Source organism: Streptomyces sp. NPDC059454 (genome assembly GCF_042749965.1).
GTDB lineage: Bacteria > Actinomycetota > Actinomycetes > Streptomycetales > Streptomycetaceae > Streptomyces.
Genome location: NZ_JBHYVC010000025.1, coordinates 1 through 21,872 on the forward strand (window position 1 = coordinate 1; position 21,872 = coordinate 21,872).

The following is a 21,872-nucleotide window of genomic DNA, read 5'->3' on the forward strand; positions in this document are numbered from 1 at the left end:
CCCACCGAGGTTTTCCGGTGGGCCGGGCCTTCGGCGTTGCGTCGTGCCTTCCCGTCCGCGGGGCAGGCCGTCCGGCGCCCGCGGGTGGTGCGTGGCCGGCCGCGCCCGCGCGGCGAAGCCGCATGTCGACGAGGCCCCGCGCCCCTGGGGGCGCGGGGCTCACCGGGAGGCTTACGCCTTCCGCAGGCGGAACGTCAGTGACAGGCCCTCGTCCGCGAAGGCGTCCCCGTACGTGTCGTCCGCCTCGCCCTGCGCGAAGTCCGTGGCGAGGACCTCGTCCGCGATCAGGGCGGAGTGATCGGTCAGCGCGGCGACCGCCGCGGGCTCCGTGGCCGTCCAGCGCAGGGCGATCCGGTCGGCCACGTCCAGGCCGCTGTTCTTGCGGGCCTCCTGGATCAGGCGGATGGCGTCACGGGCCAGGCCCGCGCGGCGCAGCTCCTCCGTGATCTCCAGATCCAGGGCGACCGTGGCGCCGGCGTCGGACGCCACCGACCAGCCCTCGCGCGGGGTCTCCGTGATGATCACCTCGTCCGGAGCGAGGGTGACCGTCTCACCGTCGACCTCCACCGAGGCCGTGCCCTCGCGCAGTGCCAGGGACAGCGCCGCGGCGTCCGCGTTCGCGACCGCCCTGGCCACGTCCTGGACCCGCTTGCCGAACCGCTTGCCCAGCGCGCGGAAGTTCGCCTTCGCCGTGGTGTCCACCAGCGAGCCGCCCACCTCGGACAGGGACGCCAGGGACTCGACGTTCAGCTCCTCGGTGATCTGCGCGTGCAGCTCCGGGGCGAGATCCGCGAAGCCGCCCGCCGCGATCAGCGCGCGCTTCAGCGGCTGGCGGGTCTTCACGCCCGACTCCGCGCGCGTGGCCCGGCCCAGCTCCACGAGCCGCCGCACCAGCACCATCTGCCGCGACAGCTCCGGGTCGATCGCGGACAGGTCCGCCTCCGGCCACGAGGACAGGTGCACCGACTCCGGGGCGCCCGGGGCGACCGGGACGATCAGGTCCTGCCAGACCCGCTCGGTGATGAACGGGGTGAGCGGGGCCATCAGCCGGGTGACCGTCTCCACGACCTCGTGCAGGGTGCGCAGCGCGGCCTTGTCGCCCTGCCAGAAGCGGCGCCGGGAGCGGCGCACGTACCAGTTCGACAGGTCGTCGACGAACGCGGACAGCAGCTTGCCGGCGCGCTGGGTGTCGTAGCCCTCCAGTGCCTGGGTCACCTGGTCGGTGAGCGCGTGCAGTTCGGAGAGCAGCCAGCGGTCGAGGACCGGGCGGTCGGCCGGGGCCGGGTCGGCCTCGCTCGGCGCCCAGTTCGACGTACGGGCGTACAGGGCCTGGAAGGCGACCGTGTTCCAGTACGTCAGCAGCGTCTTGCGGACGACCTCCTGGATGGTGCCGTGGCCCACCCGGCGGGCCGCCCACGGGGAACCGCCGGCCGCCATGAACCAGCGGACCGCGTCCGCGCCGTGCTGGTCCATCAGCGGGATCGGCTGCAGGATGTTGCCCAGGTGCTTGGACATCTTGCGGCCGTCCTCGGCGAGGATGTGACCGAGGCAGACGACGTTCTCGTACGACGACTTGTCGAAGACCAGGGTGCCGACCGCCATCAGCGTGTAGAACCAGCCGCGGGTCTGGTCGATGGCCTCGGAGATGAACTGCGCCGGGTACCGGCTCTCGAACAGCTCCTTGTTCCTGTACGGATAGCCCCACTGCGCGAACGGCATCGAGCCCGAGTCGTACCAGGCGTCGATGACCTCCGGCACGCGCGTGGCCGTCTTCCCGCAGCCGTCGTGGCGGCAGCCGAAGGTGACCTCGTCGATGTACGGGCGGTGCGGGTCGAGGTCCGACTGGTCGGTGCCGGTCAGCTCGGTCAGCTCCGCGCGGGAGCCGACGACCGTGAGGTGGTCGTCCTCACAGCGCCAGATCGGCAGCGGGGTGCCCCAGTAGCGGTTGCGGGACAGCGCCCAGTCGATGTTGTTGTTCAGCCAGTCGCCGAACCGGCCGTGCTTGACGGAGTCCGGGAACCAGTTGGTCTTCTCGTTCTCCTGGAGCAGGCGGTCCTTGACGGCCGTGGTGCGGATGTACCAGGACGGCTGCGCGTAGTAGAGCAGCGCGGTGTGGCAGCGCCAGCAGTGCGGGTAGCTGTGCTCGTACGGGATGTGCTTGAAGAGCAGGCCGCGCTCGTCGAGGTCCGCGGTGAGCTTCTCGTCGGCCTTCTTGAAGAAGACGCCGCCGACCAGGGGGACGTCCTCCTCGAAGGTGCCGTCGGGGCGGACCGGGTTGACCACCGGCAGGCCGTAGGAGCGGCAGACCTTGAGGTCGTCCTCACCGAAGGCGGGGGACTGGTGGACCAGACCCGTACCGTCCTCGGTGGTGACGTACTCGGCGTTCACCACGTAGTGGGCCGGCTCGGGGAACTCCACCAGCTCGAAGGGGCGCCGGTACGTCCAGCGCTCCATCTCGGCGCCGGTGAAGGACTGACCGGTGGCCTCCCAGCCCTCGCCGAGGGCCTTGGCGAGCAGCGGCTCGGCGACGACCAGCTTCTCCTCACCGTTCGTCGCGACGACGTAGGTGACCTCGGGGTGGGCGGCGACCGCGGTGTTGGAGACCAGGGTCCACGGGGTCGTCGTCCAGACGACCAGCGCGGCCTCGCCGGCCAGCGGTCCTGAGGTGAGCGGGAAGCGGACGTAGACGGACGGGTCGACGACCGTCTCGTAGCCCTGCGCCAGCTCGTGGTCGGACAGGCCGGTGCCGCAGCGGGGGCACCAGGGGGCGACGCGGTGGTCCTGGACCAGCAGGCCCTTGCCGAAGATCTCCTTCAGCGACCACCAGACGGACTCGACGTACTCCGGGTCCATGGTGCGGTAGGCGTCGTCGAGGTCGACCCAGTAGCCCATGCGGGTCGTCAGCTCGGTGAAGGCGTCGGTGTGCCGGGTCACCGACTCGCGGCACCTGGCGTTGAACTCGGCGATGCCGTACGCCTCGATGTCCTGCTTGCCGGAGAAGCCGAGCTCCTTCTCGACGGCCAGCTCCACCGGGAGGCCGTGGCAGTCCCAGCCGGCCTTGCGGGCCACGTGGTAGCCGCGCATGGTGCGGAAGCGGGGAAAGACGTCCTTGAAGACGCGGGCCTCGATGTGGTGGGCACCGGGCATGCCGTTGGCGGTGGGCGGGCCCTCGTAGAACACCCATTCGGGGCGGCCCTCGGACTGCTCCAGGCTCTTGGCGAAGATCTTCTGCTCGCGCCAGAAGTCGAGCACCGCGTGCTCGAGGGCGGGCAGGTCGACCTGGGCGGGTACCTGGCGGTATGTCGGCGTTGTCATCAGCGGGCTTCCTCCGGCGGACTTGCTGCCTTCCGTCCGGAGGGACGAGAGCTGTGTCGATCCCTGCGCCGCTGTCGGCGCGCTCCCGCGGTACCACCCTCCTTGGCCCCCCGGTGCGACACTCGCTCCGGTGAGCCCCCTCATTGGGGTCGCGATACCGGGTCTACCGCCCCGTGCAGGGGTTTCTTCCGGCGGCTCCGGGGTGATCTTCACGTCGCGCTCGCCCCCGGGCTCACACCGTCCCCGGGTCGCTCTGGGCCGCGTACGCCGCTACTCGTCCCCATCCACGCTTTTCGCTCCGCCCAGTGTACGGCGCGGCGGGGACGGCGGCCGACCGGATTTCCGCCCGCCGTACGACCCGGCGTACCTCGAATGGCGCGGTGTGCCCGTCCGGGGCCCGGAGGTCCGTGTCGGCGGCATACCCGGCGGGGAGCTGGGCACAACGCATGCAGGTTCGCCGCGGGGCGGGGCAACGGGGCGGTGTGCCCCGTTGCCGCGGGGCTCAAGTCGATTTATCGTCCCAGAGCGATTTGCGTGCAAGATCACAATATGTGAAGGGGCCGCGGCCATGGTGGCGAAGAAGACCGCCGTACAGCAGCCGGCACCGTCCGGCAGGCCCGGGCCCGCTCATGGCGGCGGGGCCAGGAAGAGGGCGCCTGCCGGGGAGGCGGTGGCGAGGAAGAGGGCGGTGGCGGAGGCACCCGCCAGGAAGACGGCGAAGAAGGCGACGGGCGCCGCCAAGGAGGCGGCGGCGCGCACGGCTCACGACGGAGTGACGGTGGAGACCGGGTCGCCGGCCACGTCACCCGTGAAGAAGACATCGGCCAAGAAGACGTCGGTCAAGAAGGCCACGGCCAAGGAGGAACCCGCGGACAAGGCCACCGCGCGGGGGACGCCAGCCGGGGCTGCGTCCGCCGAAGAGGCGCGGGCGAAGAGACCGCCCGCGCGGAAGGCGGCGACGACGAAGGTGAAGGCGGCGCAGACGACGGGGCGGAGGGCGGTGGCCGGGGATGCCTCCGCGAAGAGGCCACCCGCGCGGAAGGCGGCCGGGGAAGCGGCCGTCGGGAAGACACCCGCGGCCAAGGAGGCGGTGGCCGGGAAGGGGGGCCGCGAGCAGGCGGCCGGTCGGGTACCGGGAAAGGGGGCCGCCCCGGGGGCGGTTTCCGCGGGGTCCCCCAGGGCGGGTCGCTCGGGGAGCGGCGCCGCAGGGGCCAGTGGGTCCGTACAGGATGTGGCCGGGCACAGCACGGCCGATGACGCGGGCGCGGTGGATGCCGCGGCGCAGACGGGAGCGACGACGGTGGGTGCGAAGAAGACTCCTGGCACGGCCACGGCGGCGAAGAGCCCCGTACCCAAGGCCCGGATCGGTGCGGCGGGACCGGGCGACCTCGCGGTACGTCCGGGCGAGGAGCCGTGGACCCCGGAAGAGGTCGAGAAGGCGCGGGCCGAGCTGACGTCCGAGGCGCTGCGGCTGCGCGAGGAGATCACCTCCTCCGAGCAGTCGCTGGCCGGCCTGATGCGGGACTCCGGCGACGGCGCGGGCGACGACGACGCCGACACCGGCACCAAGAACATCACGCGCGAGCACGAACTCGCGCTCGCCGCGAACGCGCGCGAGATGCTCACCCAGTCCGAGCGCGCCCTCCAGCGCCTCGACGCCGGCACCTACGGCCTCTGCGAGAACTGCGGCAACCCCATCGGAAAGGCCCGCATGCAGGCCTTTTCCCGGGCCACCCTGTGCGTCGAGTGCAAGCAGAAGCAGGAGCGACGGTACTGATCGGCGGGCGCGCGGGGCGTGCCGTACCCTCGTCCTTTAGTCAGGTACCTAGGGCTGAGGGACTCACGTGGCAGAGGCGGAGCGCATCATCGGTACGCCGGACACCCCGGACGCGGACCGGGACGAGCAGGACCGGGCCGGCACCGAAGGGACGGCGGCGGAGACCGAGCGGCCCCGCGGCAAACGGCGGATCGCCGTGCTGTTCGCCGTCGCCGTGTTCGCGTACGCCCTCGATCTGATCAGCAAGATGATCGTGGTCGCCGAGCTGGAGCACCACGAGCCCGTCGAGATCGTCGGGGACTGGCTGAGGTTCGAGGCGATCCGCAACGCGGGCGCGGCCTTCGGCTTCGGCGAGGCCTTCACCGTGATCTTCACGGTGATCGCGGCAGCCGTGATCGTGGTGATCATCCGCCTCGCCCGCAAGCTCTACAGCCTGCCCTGGGCGATCGCGCTCGGCCTGCTGCTCGGCGGCGCCCTCGGCAACCTCACCGACCGGATCTTCCGTTCGCCGGGTGTCTTCGAGGGCGCGGTGGTCGACTTCATCGCGCCCAAGCACTTCGCCGTGTTCAACCTGGCGGACTCGGCGATCGTGTGCGGCGGCATCCTGATCGTGCTGCTGTCGTTCCGCGGCCTCGACCCGGACGGCACCGTCCACAAGGACTGAACGCGCGTACGGGGTTGCCGGCCCCGTCCGGCATACTCGACGGGTGAGCACGATTCCCGAGATCCGTACCCTGCCCGTACCCGACGGCCTGGAGGGCGAGCGCGTCGACGCCGCCATCTCCCGCATGTTCGGCTTCTCCCGCACCAAGGCGGCCGAGCTCGCCGCCGCGGGGAAGGTCACGGTCGACGGATCGGTGGTCGGCAAGTCGGAGCGGGTGAGCGGCGGCGCCTGGCTCGAGGTGGAGATGCCGCAGGCGCCCGCGCCGGTGCGGGTGGTCGCCGAACCGGTCGAGGGCATGGAGATCGTGCACGACGACGACGACGTGGTCGTGATCGTCAAGCCCGTCGGCGTCGCCGCCCACCCCTCGCCCGGCTGGACCGGCCCGACGGTGATCGGCGGTCTCGCCGCCGCCGGGTACCGCATCTCGACCTCCGGTGCCGCCGAGCGCCAGGGCATCGTGCACCGCCTCGACGTCGGCACCTCGGGACTGATGGTCGTCGCCAAGTCGGAGTACGCGTACACGTCACTGAAGCGCCAGTTCAAGGAGCGCACCGTCGACAAGCGCTACCACACGCTCGTCCAGGGCCACCCCGACCCCACCAGCGGCACCATCGACGCCCCCATCGGCCGGCACCCGCAGCACGACTACAAGTGGGCGGTCACCGCCGACGGCAAGGCGTCCGTCACGCACTACGACCTCATCGAGGCCTTCCGCGCCGCCTCCCTCCTCGACGTCAAGCTGGAGACCGGCCGTACCCACCAGATCCGCGTCCACATGGCCGCCCACCGCCACCCTTGCGTCGGCGACCTGACCTACGGCGCCGACCCCACGCTCGCCAAGCGGCTCGGGCTGACCCGCCAGTGGCTGCACGCCGTGCGCCTCGGCTTCGAGCACCCCGGTGACGGGCAGTGGGCGGAGTTCTCCTGCGACTACCCGGAGGACCTGCGGCAGGCGCTGGACCAGGTCCGCGAGGAGACCTACGCGTGAGCCACCCGTACGTGGTCCGTGTGGCGGAGGGGCCCGCCGACCGCGAGGCGTGCTTCGCGGTCCGCAAGGAGGTCTTCGTCGCCGAGCAGGGCGTCCCCGAGGACATCGAGTACGACGCCCACGACGCCGGGGCCGTCCATGTGCTGGCGGTCGGGCAGGACGGCACACCGCTCGGCACCGGGCGGCTGCTGCACGGCGAGGCCGCCGCGGCGAAGAACGGCGGCGACCCGGCGGTCGGCTCCCTCGGCCGGCTCGCGGTGACGCGCCGGGCACGGGGCCTCGGGGCCGGGGCGGCGCTGGTGCGGGCCATCGAGGAGGCGGCCCGCGCGCGGGGCCTCACCGCCGTCGACCTGCACGCGCAGACGCACGCCCTCGGTTTCTACGAGCGGCTGGGCTACGAGGCGTACGGGCCCGAATTCCCGGACGCGGGGATGCCGCACCGGGCCATGCGGCGCGTTCTGTAGCCGGGGCCGCGAACGGCCGGGTGAGGGCGTCGGCGTGGCAGGGTGGAGATCCGCCCGCCGATCGTCGATCCGCCCGGAGCCGTGACCGTGGATCAGTTGACCCTGCTGTTCGCCCTGCTGCTCGGGGCCGTGGTGAGCGTCCCGGTCGGGGAGCGGCTGGGGCTGCCGGCACCGGTGCTGATGACAGTCCTCGGGGCCGTCCTGGCGCTGCTGGAGTTCGTGCCGAACGTCGACGTCCCGCCCGACCTGATCCTCCCGCTGCTGCTGCCGCCCCTGCTCCACGCCGCCGTACGACGGACCTCCTGGCGGCAGTTCGCGGCGAACGTCAGACCGATCCTGCTGCTCGCGGTGGCGCTGGTCTTCGTCACCACGCTGTGCGTGGCCGTCGTCGCCCACGCGATCGTGCCGGGGCTGCCGCTGGCCGCGGCCGTGGCCCTCGGCGCGCTGGTCGCGCCGCCCGACCCGATCGCGGCGACCGCCGTCGCCGGGAAGCTGGGACTGCCGCGCCGGCTGGTGTCGATCCTGGAGGGCGAGGGGCTCTTCAACGACGTCACGGCCATCGTCCTCTACAACGTGGCGATCGCCGCCGCCGTGAGCGGCAGCTTCTCGGCCTGGGAGGCCGGGCTCGACCTGGTGCTGTCGGCCGTGGTGGCGGTGGCGGTCGGGCTCGCGCTGGGCTGGGGCGCGAACAAGCTGATGGATCTCCTCGGGGACGCGACCCTGCAGATCGGGCTGAGCCTGCTCGTGCCGTACGCCTCCTACGTCCTGGCCGAGGAACTGCACGGCTCGGGTGTGCTCGCCGTGCTCACCACCGCGCTGTTCCTCGTCGAGTACGCCACCGACGCCGACGACGTCATGACCCGGCTGGCCGGGCACACCTTCTGGGACATCGTCGACACCCTCGTGACCGGGGTCGCGTTCGGGCTGGTCGGGCTCGAACTGCACAACGCGGTAAGGACCGCGGCCGGCCACTGGGGCGAACTGCTCACCTGGGCGGCGGTGATCGTGGGCGTGGTCGTCCTGGTCCGGCTGCTGTGGCTGCTGCCGGCGACCTGGCTGACGAAGCGGCTGCACGCCGCGCGGGACACCGCCGAGGAGATCCCGGTGAGCTGGCGCGAGACCGTGGTGATGTGGTGGTCCGGGATGCGCGGGGTGGCCTCGGCGGCGCTGGCACTGGCGATTCCGCTGGAGACCGACACCGGAGGCGGGTTTCCCGGCCGGGGCGAGATCGTCTTCATCGCGTTCGGCGTGATCATGGCGACCCTGCTGGTGCAGGGGCTGAGTCTGCCGTGGCTGGTGGGGCGGCTGGGAGTACGGGCCGACACCGGGCGGGAGAAGCGGTTCGAGCACGATCTGGCGGTCCGGGCGGCCAGGGCGGCGAAGCGCAGGCTGCGCGAGATCGAGGAGGCCGAGGAGCTGCCGGAGGAGCTGTCCGAGCAGATGCTGCGCAGCGCCTTCGACATCGGGGTGCGGATCAGCCCGGACCTCGCGGACGACGAGCGGCGGGAGGCGCACCGGCAGCGGGCGCGGCGGCTGAAGCGGGTGCGGGCGATTCAGCGGGAGATGCTGAGCGCGGCGCGACACGAGGTGATCGCGGCGCGGAGCGAGCCGGGGGCGGATCCGGCGGTCGTGGACCGGGTGCTGCGGCATCTGGACGTGCGCAGCTTGCGCTGACGGGGGCGTGCCCCCACCCGCGTACCGGCCGGCCCGGTCAGTCGAGAAGTGGGCGTTTCCCGTGAGGGCTTGGCGTCATTGGCAGCTTTTCGTTCGTAGAGTCTGCATATGACCAGGAATGTTGTGATCAGCGGGGGTGGCACCGGGATCGGGCTCGCCGCCGCGCGGGTGTTCGCCGCCGACGGGGACCGGGTGCTGCTGCTCGGGCGGCGCAAGGACGTGCTGGAGCGGGCCGAGGTGCCGGGTGCCCTGACGTACGCCGCCGATCTCGCCGACCCCGAGGACGTGCGGGGTGTCGCCGGCCTCGTGGGCCGGGAGTTCGGCGCGGTGGACGTGCTGATCCACAGCGCCGGGGGCAACGGGCTCCTCGAACCCCCGGCCGGCGGTGACGACCCGCTCGACGCCGTCGTCCGCTCCTGGACGGTCAACTTCCGGCTCAACCTGCTGACCGCCGCACTGCTCACCGAGGCCCTGCGGGCCCGGCTCGCCGAACCCGGCGGGCGCGTGCTGTTCATCGGCTCCATCGCCGCCTACCGGGGCCACGGACAGGTGGCGTACGCGGCGGCCAAGGCCGGGCTGCACCCGTACGCCCACGACCTCGCCCGGAGACTGGGCCCGCACGGCATCACCGTGAACGTGGTCGCCCCCGGCTACATCGAGGACACCGCCTTCTTCGGCGACGGCATCGACGAGGAACTGCGTGCCCGGCTGGTCGAGGAGACCCTGGACGGGCGCGCCGGAACGCCCGGGGACGTCGCCGCGACCCTGCACTGGCTCGCCTCCCCGGGCGCCGCACACATCACCTCCCAGATCATCCAGGTCAACGGCGGCGCCGAACGCGGCCACTGAGTGCCGCTCAGCGCTCCCTCGGATGGCTGTGCGCGCGACGGGCCGCCGGCACGCCGCCGGGGGAGCGGTGGCCGTCCAGGCGGGACGGCAGCACCGCGTCCGCCGTGTTGACCCGGGGCAGCGCGTACGGGTGCGCGTCGGCCAGCCAGCGGATCATCTGCTCGCGGACCTCGACCCGTACCGTCCATATGTCGTCCGCGTCCTTGGCCGTCACCAGGGCCCGCACCTCCATCGTGCTGGGCGTGCTGTCCGTCACGTTCAGGTTGTAGGCGCGGCCGTCCCAGGCCGGGCACTCCCGCAGGATGTCGCGGAGCCTGTCGCGCATCGCCTCCAGCGGCGCCGAGTGGTCGAGGTGCCAGAAGACGGTGCCGGTCATCTGCGGCGTACCGCGCGACCAGTTCTCGAACGGCTTGGACGTGAAGTACGACACCGGCATGGTGATCCGCCGCTCGTCCCAGGTGCGCACGGTCAGGAAGGTCAGCGTGATCTCCTCGACCGTGCCCCACTCGCCGTCCACGACCACGGTGTCGCCGATGCGCACCATGTCGCCGAAGGCGATCTGCAGCCCGGCGAACATGTTGCTCAGGGTGGACTGGGCGGCCACGCCGGCGACGATGCCGAGGATGCCGGCCGAGGCCAGCAGCGAGGCCCCGGCCGCCTGCATCGCGGGGAAGGTCAGCAGCATCGCGGCCACCGCCACCACACCGACGATCGCGGAGACCACCCGCCGGATCAGCGTCACCTGGGTGCGCACCCGGCGGACCCGCGCCGGGTCGCGCTCGCGGTGGTTGCTGGCGTACCGCGTGTACGTGGTCTCGACGACCGCGGCCGCGATGCGGATCGCCAGCCAGGCGGCCGAGCCGATCAGTACCAGGGTCAGGGTCCGGCCGACGGCGGTCTCGTGCTCCGGCAGCAGTCCCGCCTCTTCGTACGACCCTCTCAGCAGGGCCGCGCACAGCAGCAGCTGGTAGGGGATCCGGCCGCGGCGCAGCAGGCCCCACAGCGGAGTCTCGTGGTGGCGTTCGTCGGCCTTGCGCAGCAACAGGTCGGTGGCCCAGCCGAGCAGCAGTGTGAGCACGACCGAGCCGCCGACCACGATCAATGGGCGGAGCACGTCATCCATGCCCCCGAACCTAACCGGCCCGGGCGGGCATGAACATGTGACTTCCGCGCGATCGCGGGTAGTGCCGCGATCCGGCGTCGTCACACCGGGCTGGCACCATGGACCGCATGAACATCATGCTCTTTCACTCGACCTACGGTCTGCGGCCCGCGGTGCACCGGGCCGCGGACCGGCTGCGCGCGGCCGGACACGAGGTGTGGACGCCCGACCTCTTCGAGGGCCGCACGTTCGACACGGTCGAGGAGGGCATGGCGTACAAGGAGGAGACCGGCAAGGAGGAGCTGCTGAAGCGGGCCGTGCTGGCCGCCGCGCCCTACTCCGAGCGGGGGCTGGTGTACGCGGGGTTCTCCTTCGGCGCCTCCGTCGCCCAGACGCTGGCCCTCGGCGACGACAAGGCGCGCGGACTGCTGCTCCTGCACGGCACGTCGGACATCGCGGAGAGCGCCTCGGCGGACGAACTGCCGGTGCAGCTGCACGTCGCCGAGCCCGACCCGTTCGAGACCGACGACTGGCTCACCGCCTGGTACCTGCGGATGGGCCGGACCGGGGCCGACGTCGAGGTGTACCGGTACGCGGGGGCCGGCCACCTCTACACCGACCCCGACCTGCCGGACCACGACGAGGAGGCCGCCGAGGCCACCTGGCGGGTGGCGCTCGGCTTCCTCGACTCGCTGGAGGACTGACCCGGGCGCGGATCAGACCGGGTGGTGGGCGCGCTCGACCTTCTGCGTGCCGCTGCGGGTGCGGTAGGAGCGGGCCCACTCGGACGTGGCGTCCGCCTCCGTACGGCTCGACAGCACGTAGTAGTCCATCTGCGCCCGCTCTGCGGTGACGTCCAGCACGCCGTAGCCGTGCCGGTCGGTGTCGACCCAGTGGACGTGCCGGTTGGCGGCCCGGATCAGCGGGGAGGCGAGCGCGGAGACGGTGCCCTCGGGGACCTTCACGAGGTCGTCGAGGTTGTCGGAGGTGACCGAGGTGACCACGAACTCCGTGGCGGCCGATGCCGACAGCGGATAGGTACCGGCGTTCACCGGCACGTCGTTGGCCCACGCCATGTGGATGTCGCCGGTGAGGAAGACCGTGTTGCGGACGGCGTTCGTCCGCAGGTGGGCGAGGAGTTCGCGGCGGTCGTCGGTGTAGCCGTCCCACTGGTCGGTGTTGAGGGCGAGCCCCTCCTGCGGCAGGCCCAGCAGCTTCGCGAGCGGCTTGAGGAGGTTCGCGGGGAGGGAGCCGAGGGCGAACGGCGAGATCATCACCGAGGTGCCGACCAGCCGCCAGGTGGTGTCGGACGCCGTCAGACCCGCCTTCAGCCAGTCCAGTTGGGCGCGCCCGGTGAGCGTGCGGTCCGGGTCGTCGACCTCGCCGTCGCCGAGGGAGACCTGCTGGGAGCGGAAGGAGCGCAGGTCGAGGAGCGAGAGGTCGGCCAGCTTGCCGAAGCGGAGCCGGCGGTAGGTGGTGCCGGCGATCGCGGGCCGTACCGGCATCCACTCGAAGTAGGCCTGCTTGGCGGCGGCCCGGCGGGCCGCCCAGGTGCCCTCCGCGCCCTCGGTGTGGTTCTCGGCGCCGCCCGACCAGGTGTCGTTGGCGATCTCGTGGTCGTCCCAGATCGCGATGGCCGGCGCCCTGTGGTGCAGGGCCTGGAGGTCGGGGTCGGTCTTGTACTGGCCGTGCCGGGCGCGGTAGTCGGCGAGGGTGACGATCTCGTGGGCGGGCGTGTGCGGTCGGACGGCCCCGCCGCGGGTGCCGTACTCGCCGGCGGCGTACTCGTAGAGGTAGTCGCCCAGGTGCAGCCAGGCGTCCAGGTCGCCGCGGGCCGCGAGGTGGCGGTACGCCGAGAAGTGGCCGGCCTCCCAGTTGGAGCAGGAGACCACGCCGAAGCGCAGCCCGGTCACGGCGGCGTCGGCGGCCGGGGCGGTGCGGGTGCGGGCGGCGGGGGAGTCGGCGCCGCCGGCGGAGAAGCGGAACCAGTAGTCGGTGGCCGGCCGCAGGCCGCGGATGTCCGCCTTGACGGTGTGGTCGGAGGCGGCGGTGGCGAGCGTCGAACCCTTCGCGACGACGTCGGTGAACGCCTTGTCCCGGGCGACGGTCCAGCTCACCTCGGTGTCCGGGCCGAGCCCGGAGCCGGGTATCGCCTCCGGCACCGGCGTCACCCGGGTCCACAGCAGGACGCCGTCCGGCAGCGGGTCGCCGGAGGCCACGCCGTGCAGGAAGGCGGGCGCCCGCGTGGTCGCGGCACGCGCGGGCGGGGCGGCGGCGAGCGGTCCGGCCAGCACCGCGGTGGCGGCGGCCGCCCTGACGACCGTACGACGGCGCGGCGCGAGGGAGTCGGGGGCCGTGGTGGCGGGGACGGCGCTCTCGGATGATCTGTGTCGACTGGTCACAGCCGATCAGGTTACTGACAGGTACACGCGAGAGCGGGCGAACTCGCGAAAGTTCGCCCGCTCTTCAGCGCGCCGTCAGCCGGTCGGGGTTCAGGCCTTGAGTGCCGCGTCGACGGCCGTGTTGAACTCGTCCACCGTCATGGGCGCGTTCTGGCCGTCGGAGCCGGTGAGCTTCTTGCCGTCCATCATCAGCGTCGGCGTGCCCTGGACACCCTCGGTGCTGTCGAACACGTCGGACATCTCCAGCGCCCACTTGTCGTAGGTGCCGTCCTTCACGTCCGCCTGGAACTCCTTGTTGTTCTTCAGGGCGTCGACCGTGTTGGCGATCTTGATCAGGTACGCGTCGTCCGCGAACTTGTCGTCCGACTCCTCGGGGTGGTACTCGGCCGAGTAGAGCGCGCTCTTGTAGGCGAGGAATGCGTCGGGGTCGACGTTCAGCGCGGCGCCCAGGGCGCTCAGGGCGTTCCTGGAGCCCTCGCCGGTCAGGCCGCGGTCGAGGAACGAGGCGCCTATGAAGCGGATCTTGTACTTGCCGTCCTCGACGTCCTTCTCGATGGTCTCGCCGACCGTCTGCTCGAAGGAGGCGCAGACCGGGCAGCGCGGGTCCTCGTACAGCTCGAGGGTCTTCTTCGCGTCGTCCTTGCCGATGACGACGGTCGTGCCGTTCTCGCCGCTGGTGTGGGCCGGCTTGACGAGCTTGGCGTCCTTCGCGGACTCCCAGTAGTCGGGCTGGTTGGCCTGGACGACCGCGTAGCCGATGCCGCCGGCCGCGGCCAGCACACCGACGACCGAGGCGGCGACGATGAGCTGTCGCCTGACCTTCGCCTTCTTCGCCTGGCGCTCGCGCTCCTCGCGCAGCCGCTCTCGGGCCGCCGACTTCGCCGCCTGGCTGTTCCGCTTGCTCATGGTGATGTCTCCACGGGGGACGCGCACACGGGTCGTGTGCGGGATACGTATGGGGGACTGCTGGTGCTCAGGGGGTTCGCCGGGGCGGGGAACGCCTCAGGCGAGAGCCGCGGAGCACGGCGGTCCGCGCCGCCCCAGGGAGTGCGCGAGGAGCAGGGTCCGGGCCGTGGCGGTACGGCGGACCGGGCGGGCCGGCCGGAGGACCTCCGGGGCCCGGCGCACGGTCACCGCGGCGACCGCGAGCAGCAGCGGCCGGAACGTCGTGGCCGCCACCGCGCTCAGCAGCTGGGCCAGCGCCCGCTCGCCGCGGCGCAGCCAGGCGGCGGCGAACAGACCGACCCCGATGTGCGCGCCGAGCAGCGCCCAGGCGGTCGCCGGGTCGGCCTGCGCCAGCAGGGCCGCCAGCCGGTCGCCGCCCTCGGCGGCGTGCCCGGTGGCCCGGGCGAGCGGCGCGCCCACACTGGTGCCGTCGCCGCACAGCACGTCGAAGCCGACGGAGCGCAGCGGGCCCGCCACGGGTCCGCCCATCCGGCCGTAGCAGACGTGCTGGCCGGTGGTGAAGACGGTGTCGGCGGCCAGCTCCAGCGGGATCAGCAGGGCGGCGATCCGCCCGAAGGAACGCTCCCGCCCCGCCAGGGCGTACGCCAGCCCGAACACGGCGGCGGCGATCGCGGCCACCGTGTTCAGCGGCAGCGGGACCCCGGACAGCAGCACGTGCGACGCGGTGCTGAGCGTCACGACGACGGCCGTGAACAGCGCCGCGCGTACGGCTCTGAGCTGGGTTCCGGATATGTCCATGGCGGTGAAGAGTGTGTCACGTGCTGCGGTAAGGGATCCCTAAAGGGCCCCTGTGGACGGGCGGATCGTTAGAGTCCCGGAATCCTGCCGTTGCGGAACAGGTCCAGGAAGATCTGGTGGTCGCCGCGCGCGCGGGCGCCGTAGTCGTGCGCGAACTCGACCAGGAGGGGGACCAGGGAGTCCTCGTCGGCGGCGATCGCGGCGTCGATGGCGCGCTCGGTGGAGAACGGCACCAGGGACTCGCCGGAGGTGTCGTCCGCCGCCGCGTGCATCGTCGCCGTGGCCCGGCCGAGGTCGGCGACGACCAGGGCGATCTCCTCCGGGTCGTCGATGTCGCTCCAGTCGAGGTCCACGGCGTACGGCGAGACCTCGGCGACCAGCTGGCCCGCGCCGTCCAGCTCGGTCCAGCCCAGCCACGGGTCGGCGTGCGCCTGGAGGGCGCGCTGGGAGATCACCGTGCGGTGCCCCTCGTGCTGGAAGTAGTCCCGGATGGCCTGGTCGGGGATGTGCCGGGAGACGGCCGGGGTCTGGGCCTGCTTGATGTAGATCACCACATCGTTCTCCAGGGCGTCGCTGTGACCCTCCAGGAGGATGTTGTACGACGGCAGCCCGGCCGAGCCGATGCCGATGCCGCGGCGGCCCACGACGTCCTTCACGCGGTAGGAGTCCGGGCGGGCCAGGGAGGCGTCCGGCAGTGTCTCCAGATAGCCGTCGAAGGCGGCGAGCACCTTGTAGCGGGTGGCGGCGTCCAGCTCGACCGCGCCGCCGCCGGCGGCGAAGCGGCGCTCGAAGTCGCGGATGTCGGTCATCGAGTCCAGCAGCCCGAACCGGGTCAGCGAGCGGGCGTCGCGCAGCGCGTCGAGCAGCGGGCCCTGGGCGGTGTCCAGGGTGAACGGCGGCACCTCGTCGCGCTTCGCGCCGGTGGCCAGTGCGTGGATCCGCTCCCGGTAGGCGGCCGCGTAGACGGTGACCAGCTCGGTGATCTGCTCGTCGCTGAGCGCCTTCGCGTAGCCGATCAGCGCCACGGAGGCCGCGAAGCGCTTGAGGTCCCAGGTGAAGGGGCCGACGTAGGCCTCGTCGAAGTCGTTGACGTTGAAGACCAGGCGGCCGTTCGAATCCATGTACGTGCCGAAGTTCTCCGCGTGCAGATCGCCGTGGATCCACACCCGGGACGTCCGGTCGTCCAGATAGGGGCCGCTGTATCCCCTCCCGCCGCCCCGCCCGGCGTTCTCCGCGTCCAGATCGTGGTAGAAGAGGCACGCCGTCCCGCGGTAGAAGGCGAACGCCGAGGCGGCCATCTTCCGGAACTTCACCCGGAACGCGGCCGGGTCGGCGGCCAGGAGCTCGCCGAAGGCGGTGTCGAGGACGGCGAGGATCTCCTCACCGCGGTGCTCGTCGTTGAGCTGCGGGACCGACATCGCTTGGTGCCTCCTGGTGCAGGATGTTTCGGGACGGCTGGTCCGTCCCCTGCCTAACGTGCGACGGGTCACGGGAGTGCCCGCGCCACCGCCCGAAGGTACGTCGGGACGAGCTCGTAGTGTCAGTGTCGGGGCATAGACTTCGACGCTGTCCCCCGGACCGTCCGCCCGCCCGTCACCGGCTGTTCTCCTTGGAGGCCGCACCGTGTCAAAGCCGCCGTTCACGCACCTGCACGTCCACACCCAGTACTCGCTGCTGGACGGTGCCGCGCGGCTGAAGGACATGTTCAACGCCTGCAACGAGATGGGCATGACGCACATCGCCATGTCCGACCACGGCAACCTGCACGGGGCGTACGACTTCTTCCATTCCGCCCAGAAGGCCGGAGTCACCCCGATCATCGGGATCGAGGCGTATGTCGCGCCCGAGTCCCGGCGCAACAAGCGCAAGATCCAGTGGGGCCAGCCGCACCAGAAGCGGGACGACGTCTCCGGTTCCGGCGGGTACACCCACAAGACGATGTGGGCCGTGAACAGCACGGGCCTGCACAACCTCTTCAAGCTCTCCTCCGACGCGTACGCCGAGGGCTGGCTGCAGAAGTGGCCCCGGATGGACAAGGAGACCATCAGCCAGTGGTCCGAGGGGATCGTGGCCTCCACCGGCTGCCCCTCCGGCGAGGTGCAGACCCGGCTGCGCCTCGGCCACTTCGACGAGGCCCTCAAGGCCGCCGCCGACTACCAGGACATCTTCGGCAAGGACCGCTACTTCCTGGAGCTGATGGACCACGGCATCGAGATCGAGCACCGGGTCCGCGACGGCCTGCTGGAGATCGGCCGGAAGCTCGGCATCCCGCCCCTGGTCACCAACGACTCGCACTACACGTACGCGCACGAGGCGACCGCCCACGACGCGCTGCTGTGCATCCAGACCGGCAAGAACCTCTCCGACCCCGACCGCTTCAAGTTCGACGGCACCGGCTACTACCTCAAGTCCACCGACGAGATGTACGCCATCGACTCCTCGGACGCCTGGCAGCAGGGCTGCGCCAACACCCGGCTGATCGCCGAGATGGTCGACACCACGGGGATGTTCGTCAAGCGCGACCTGATGCCGAAGTTCGACATCCCCGAGGGTTACACCGAGGTCACCTGGTTCCAGGAGGAGGTCCGCCGCGGCATGGCGCGCCGCTTCCCCGGCGGCGTCCCCGAGGACCGCCAGAAGCAGGCCGAGTACGAGATGGACGTCATCATCCAGATGGGGTTCCCGGGCTACTTCCTCGTGGTCGCCGACTTCATCATGTGGGCCAAGAACCAGGGCATCGCGGTCGGCCCCGGCCGAGGCTCCGCGGCCGGTTCGATCGTGGCGTACGCGATGGGCATCACCGACCTCGACCCGATCCCGCACGGCCTGATCTTCGAGCGGTTCCTCAACCCCGAGCGCGTCTCCATGCCCGACGTCGACATCGACTTCGACGAGCGTCGGCGCGTCGAGGTGATCCGGTACGTGACGGAGAAGTACGGCGCCGACAAGGTCGCCATGATCGGCACGTACGGCAAGATCAAGGCGAAGAACGCCATCAAGGACTCCGCGCGCGTGCTGGGCTACCCGTACGCCATGGGCGACCGGCTCACCAAGGCCATGCCCGCCGACGTCCTCGGCAAGGGCATCGACCTCGACGGCATCACCAATCCCTCGCACCCGCGCTACAACGAGGCCGGCGAGATCCGCGCGATGTACGAGAACGAGCCGGACGTGAAGAAGGTCATCGACACCGCCAAGGGCGTCGAGGGCCTCGTGAGGCAGATGGGCGTGCACGCGGCCGGCGTGATCATGTCCAGCGAACCCATCGTCGACCACGCCCCGATCTGGGTGCGGCACACCGACGGCGTGACCATCACACAGTGGGACTACCCCCAGTGCGAGTCGCTGGGCCTGCTGAAGATGGACTTCCTGGGCCTGCGCAACCTCACGATCATGGACGACGCCATCAAGATGGTGAAGGCCAACAAGGGCATCGACCTGGAGATGCTCGCCCTCCCGCTGGACGACCCCAAGACCTTCGAACTGCTCTGCCGCGGTGACACCCTCGGCGTCTTCCAGTTCGACGGCGGCCCGATGCGCTCGCTGCTCCGCCAGATGCAGCCCGACAACTTCGAGGACATCTCCGCCGTCTCGGCCCTCTACCGGCCGGGCCCGATGGGCATGAACTCGCACATCAACTACGCGGAGCGCAAGAACGGCCGCCAGGAGATCACACCGATCCACAAGGAACTGGAGGAGCCGCTCCGGGAGGTGCTGTCGGTCACCTACGGCCTGATCGTCTACCAGGAGCAGGTGCAGAAGGCCGCCCAGATCATCGCGGGCTACTCGCTCGGCGAGGCCGACATCCTCCGCCGCGTGATGGGCAAGAAGAAGCCCGACGAGCTGGCGAAGAACTTCGTCCTCTTCCAGGAGGGCGCGCGGAAGAACGGCTACAGCGACGAGGCGATCCAGGCCCTGTGGGACGTGCTGGTCCCCTTCGCCGGCTACGCGTTCAACAAGGCCCACTCCGCCGCGTACGGACTGGTGTCGTACTGGACCGGATATCTCAAGGCGAACTACCCGGCCGAATACATGGCCGCGCTGCTCACCTCCGTCAAGGACGACAAGGACAAGTCGGCCGTCTACCTCAACGAGTGCCGCCGCATGGGCATCAAGGTGCTCCCGCCGAACGTCAACGAGTCCGAGTCGAACTTCGCCGCGCAGGGCGACGACGTGATCCTCTTCGGCCTGTCGGCGGTGCGCAACGTCGGCACCAACGTCGTCGAGTCGATCATCAGGTCCCGCAAGGCCAAGGGGAAGTACGCCTCGTTCCCGGACTACCTCGACAAGGTCGAGGCGGTCGTCTGCAACAAGCGGACCACCGAGTCGCTGATCAAGGCGGGCGCCTTCGACTCCATGGGGCACACCCGCAAGGGCCTCACCGCGCAGTACGAGCCGATGATCGACAACGTGGTCGCGGTCAAGCGCAAGGAGGCCGAGGGGCAGTTCGACCTCTTCGGCGGCATGGGCGAGGAGCAGACCAGCGAGCCCGGCTTCGGCCTCGACGTCACCTTCACCGACGACGAGTGGGACAAGACGTACCTGCTCGCCCAGGAGCGCGAGATGCTCGGGCTCTACGTCTCCGACCACCCGCTGTTCGGTCTGGAGCACGTGCTGTCCGACAAGGCCGACGCGGGCATCTCCCAGCTCACCGGCGGTGACTTCGGCGACGGCGCGGTGGTCACCATCGGCGGCATCATCTCGGGCCTGCAGCGCAAGATGACCAAGCAGGGCAACGCCTGGGCGATCGCCACCGTGGAGGACCTCGCGGGCTCCCTCGAGTGCATGTTCTTCCCCGCGACGTACCAGCTCGTCTCGACGCAACTCGTCGAGGACGCCGTGGTGTTCGTCAAGGGCCGGCTCGACAAGCGGGAGGACGTGCCGCGCCTTGTCGCGATGGAGCTGATGATCCCCGACCTGTCCAACGCGGGCGCCAACGCGCCCGTGGTGCTCACCATCCCGGCCACCCGCGTGACCCCGCCGATGGTCAGCCGGCTCGGTGAGATCCTCACCCACCACAAGGGCGACAGCGAGGTCCGCATCAAGCTCCAGGGGCCGACGAAGACGACGGTGCTGCGCCTGGACCGGCACCGGGTGAAGCCGGACCCGGCTCTGTTCGGCGATCTGAAGGTCCTCCTCGGACCGTCCTGCCTGGCGGGCTGAGAACGCCCGTCCGACACGTGTGAGGGGCGCACCCTGCGGTGGGTGCGCCCCTCTTCCTGCGCGCGGAGCTTCCCGCGCCCGGGCCGCAACGGCCCGTCACGCGGATGTCAGTTGTGGCCGAAGCGCTTCTGCCGGCCCTTGCCCCGGCCGACCTCGCCGGGCACGACCTGTGTGGTGCGCTGCTCGTCCGGCGTCTCCATCGTGGACTGCTGCACCGCCCGCTGGGCACGCTCGGCCTGCGGCTGCTTACGGTCACGGTTCTTGTTCTTGGCCATGGTGATGCCTCCTGTGGGGGACTAGGGGCCAGGGCCGGGACCAGATTCACACAGCCTGATGACGGACGCATGCTGGACAATTACCGTGTGTGACCGAGGTGATCGGGGAGGAAGTGTGGAAACGCCACGCCGAAGATCGAGTTCGGGCCGTTAACCCCGGCGTGGTCGGGCAGACTCGAAGCAAGCCCGAAGCAAACCTCCCGGAAAGAGGGTGGACCGCGTGGACCGCTGCATCGTCCTGGTGGACGCCGGGTATCTGCTGGGGGCCGCAGCCAGTCTCCTGGCGGGGGAGCCCTCGCGGTCCCGCATCACCGTCGACCACGCGGCCCTCATCCAGGGGCTGCGGGAGCGCGCCGAGTCCGAGACGCGTCAGCCGCTGCTGCGCATCTACTGGTTCGACGGCGCCCCCGACCGCGTCCCGCAGCCCGAACACCGCAGGCTGCGCGTGATGCCCCGGGTCACCGTCCGGCTCGGCGCGCTGACCCGCAGCGACGGCCGCTGGGCGCAGAAGGGCGTCGACGCCGCGATGCACGCCGAGTTGACCGAGCTGGCCCGCAACCGTGCCTGCTCCGACATCGTCCTGGTGACCGGGGACGGCGACCTGCTGCCCGGCATGATGGCCGCCAAGGAACACGGCGTCGCCGTGCATCTGTGGGCCGTGCAGGCCGCCGACGGCGACTACAACCAGTCCGAGGACCTGGTCGCCGAGGCCGACGAGCGCCGGGTGCTGGACCGGGCGTGGATCACCCGGGCCGTACGGGCCAAGGAGCACACCGGGGTGTGCGCCCCGCCGCCCGTGCCGCGGCCCGAGATCGCCGCGATCCTCTCCGCCCCGCTGCCGGAGTCCGCGCCCGGCGCGACGGCCGAGCGGACCGTCCAGGAGCCGCAGCACCCGGCCGCCGCCGGGCACAACGGCACCGCCGAGCGGGCGTCCACGGCCAAGGGCGTACCCACCCCCAAGGACCTGGCCGCGCTGCGCGGCCCCGGCCCGCACCCGCCCCAGCAGCCCGCCTCCGCCACCCTGCGCTGGTCCTCCGACAAGGGCTGGGTCGACCGGCCGGCCGCCGAGCCGCCGGACGCGGCCTCCATGCCCACGCTCGCCCAGCTGACCACGGCGGAGCAGCGGTGGGCCGACCGCGAGGAGGACATCACCACCGTCGGCGGGGACCCCTTCGAAGTGGGGCAGGTCTTCGCCCGGCGCTGGGTGGAGCGGCTCGGCGACCAGAGCCACATCCAGAAGCTGTCCGGCATGTATCCCCGGATTCCGCACCGTGTCGACGGGGAGCTGCTGCGGTACGCGGCTCGCTTCGGGCTGCTCGCCCACAAGGACGACCAGATCGACGAACGTGACCGTTACGCCATTCGGGCGGGGTTCTGGCGTGAGCTGGACCTTCGTACCGGTACGGAGAGGGCTCCCGCCGGGGAGTAGGCGAGGGTCCGCCCCCGCGCCCCGTGTCGAGGGCTCCGCCCCCACGCCCCCGCCTCCTGGACCCCC

At 71.3% G+C, this 21,872-nt stretch carries 17 protein-coding genes; 9 read left to right on the forward strand and 8 right to left on the reverse strand.

Features of this window, described 5'->3' with window-relative positions; genetic code table 11:
- Nucleotides 1-171 precede the first annotated feature (171 nt).
- Together ileS and ACFXAE_RS18805 are read right to left on the reverse strand one after the other, a co-directional pair.
- Nucleotides 172-3,315 (reverse strand): isoleucine--tRNA ligase, encoded by a 3,144-nt coding sequence (ileS, locus tag ACFXAE_RS18800; protein ID WP_384715645.1) that lies wholly within the window; start codon nt 3,313-3,315, stop codon nt 172-174.
- A 627-nt stretch (nt 3,316-3,942) separates the two neighbouring features.
- Entirely contained in the window at nt 3,943-4,074 is a 132-nt protein-coding gene (locus tag ACFXAE_RS18805; RefSeq protein ID WP_384715913.1) for a hypothetical protein, read from the reverse strand.
- 49 nt (nt 4,075-4,123) lie between these two features.
- Between ACFXAE_RS18805 and ACFXAE_RS18810 the strand changes: the two genes are divergently transcribed.
- The 6 genes from ACFXAE_RS18810 (at nt 4,124) to ACFXAE_RS18835 (ending at nt 9,731) form a co-directional block, all read left to right on the forward strand.
- Nucleotides 4,124-5,092 carry a TraR/DksA C4-type zinc finger protein gene (locus ACFXAE_RS18810; RefSeq protein WP_384715901.1) on the forward strand — a complete coding sequence of 323 codons (969 nt, stop codon included), beginning with the start codon at nt 4,124-4,126 and terminating at the stop codon, nt 5,090-5,092.
- 67 nt (nt 5,093-5,159) lie between these two features.
- The gene (lspA, locus tag ACFXAE_RS18815; protein ID WP_384715648.1) at nt 5,160-5,756 is read left to right on the forward strand and encodes a signal peptidase II; all 597 of its coding nucleotides are present in this window, start codon (nt 5,160-5,162) and stop codon (nt 5,754-5,756) included.
- A 43-nt stretch (nt 5,757-5,799) separates the two neighbouring features.
- Nucleotides 5,800-6,744 carry an RluA family pseudouridine synthase gene (locus ACFXAE_RS18820; RefSeq protein WP_384715651.1) on the forward strand — a complete coding sequence of 315 codons (945 nt, stop codon included), beginning with the start codon at nt 5,800-5,802 and terminating at the stop codon, nt 6,742-6,744.
- The gene (locus tag ACFXAE_RS18825; RefSeq protein ID WP_384715654.1) at nt 6,741-7,208 is read left to right on the forward strand and encodes a GNAT family N-acetyltransferase; all 468 of its coding nucleotides are present in this window, start codon (nt 6,741-6,743) and stop codon (nt 7,206-7,208) included. Before ACFXAE_RS18820 ends, ACFXAE_RS18825 begins: the two co-directional genes overlap by 4 nt.
- 87 nt (nt 7,209-7,295) lie before the next feature.
- Nucleotides 7,296-8,882 carry a Na+/H+ antiporter gene (locus tag ACFXAE_RS18830; RefSeq protein WP_384715657.1) on the forward strand — a complete coding sequence of 529 codons (1,587 nt, stop codon included), beginning with the start codon at nt 7,296-7,298 and terminating at the stop codon, nt 8,880-8,882.
- Nucleotides 8,883-8,990: 108 nt separating this feature from the next.
- The gene (locus ACFXAE_RS18835; RefSeq protein WP_384715660.1) at nt 8,991-9,731 is read left to right on the forward strand and encodes an SDR family NAD(P)-dependent oxidoreductase; all 741 of its coding nucleotides are present in this window, start codon (nt 8,991-8,993) and stop codon (nt 9,729-9,731) included.
- Nucleotides 9,732-9,738: 7 nt separating this feature from the next.
- On the opposite strand, the gene ACFXAE_RS18840 is transcribed toward ACFXAE_RS18835, so the two are convergent.
- Nucleotides 9,739-10,854: a mechanosensitive ion channel family protein gene (locus ACFXAE_RS18840; protein WP_384715663.1), complete on the reverse strand. Its 1,116-nt coding sequence runs from the start codon at nt 10,852-10,854 to the stop codon at nt 9,739-9,741.
- A gap of 107 nt (nt 10,855-10,961) precedes the next feature.
- Here ACFXAE_RS18840 and ACFXAE_RS18845 point away from each other — a divergent pair, with 107 nt between their 5' ends.
- Complete coding sequence (locus tag ACFXAE_RS18845) at nt 10,962-11,537, forward strand: dienelactone hydrolase family protein (protein WP_384715666.1); 576 nt, start codon at nt 10,962-10,964, stop codon at nt 11,535-11,537.
- 12 nt (nt 11,538-11,549) lie between these two features.
- On the opposite strand, the gene ACFXAE_RS18850 is transcribed toward ACFXAE_RS18845, so the two are convergent.
- From ACFXAE_RS18850 to ACFXAE_RS18865, 4 genes are all read right to left on the reverse strand, one after another.
- Nucleotides 11,550-13,235, reverse strand: a complete 1,686-nt coding sequence (locus ACFXAE_RS18850; RefSeq protein WP_384715669.1) for an alkaline phosphatase D family protein — start codon at nt 13,233-13,235, stop codon at nt 11,550-11,552.
- 90 nt (nt 13,236-13,325) lie between these two features.
- Entirely contained in the window at nt 13,326-14,141 is an 816-nt protein-coding gene (locus ACFXAE_RS18855; RefSeq protein WP_384715672.1) for a DsbA family protein, read from the reverse strand.
- Between the two features lie 96 nt (nt 14,142-14,237).
- Nucleotides 14,238-14,939 carry a hypothetical protein gene (locus tag ACFXAE_RS18860; protein ID WP_384715675.1) on the reverse strand — a complete coding sequence of 234 codons (702 nt, stop codon included), beginning with the start codon at nt 14,937-14,939 and terminating at the stop codon, nt 14,238-14,240.
- Nucleotides 14,940-15,007: 68 nt separating this feature from the next.
- Nucleotides 15,008-16,357, reverse strand: coding sequence for a DUF2252 domain-containing protein (locus ACFXAE_RS18865; protein ID WP_384715678.1), 1,350 nt, complete (start codon nt 16,355-16,357; stop codon nt 15,008-15,010).
- A 205-nt stretch (nt 16,358-16,562) separates the two neighbouring features.
- On the opposite strand from ACFXAE_RS18865, the gene dnaE reads away from it, so the two are divergent.
- Nucleotides 16,563-20,102: a DNA polymerase III subunit alpha gene (gene dnaE / locus ACFXAE_RS18870; RefSeq protein WP_384715681.1), complete on the forward strand. Its 3,540-nt coding sequence runs from the start codon at nt 16,563-16,565 to the stop codon at nt 20,100-20,102.
- A gap of 107 nt (nt 20,103-20,209) precedes the next feature.
- Here the strand turns inward: dnaE and ACFXAE_RS18875 are convergent, their stop codons facing one another.
- On the reverse strand, nt 20,210-20,377 hold the full coding sequence (locus ACFXAE_RS18875; RefSeq protein ID WP_384715684.1) for a hypothetical protein: 168 nt from the start codon (nt 20,375-20,377) through the stop codon (nt 20,210-20,212).
- A 220-nt stretch (nt 20,378-20,597) separates the two neighbouring features.
- Here ACFXAE_RS18875 and ACFXAE_RS18880 point away from each other — a divergent pair, with 220 nt between their 5' ends.
- Nucleotides 20,598-21,806 (forward strand): NYN domain-containing protein, encoded by a 1,209-nt coding sequence (locus ACFXAE_RS18880; protein ID WP_384715687.1) that lies wholly within the window; start codon nt 20,598-20,600, stop codon nt 21,804-21,806.
- Nucleotides 21,807-21,872: the final 66 nt, after the last annotated feature.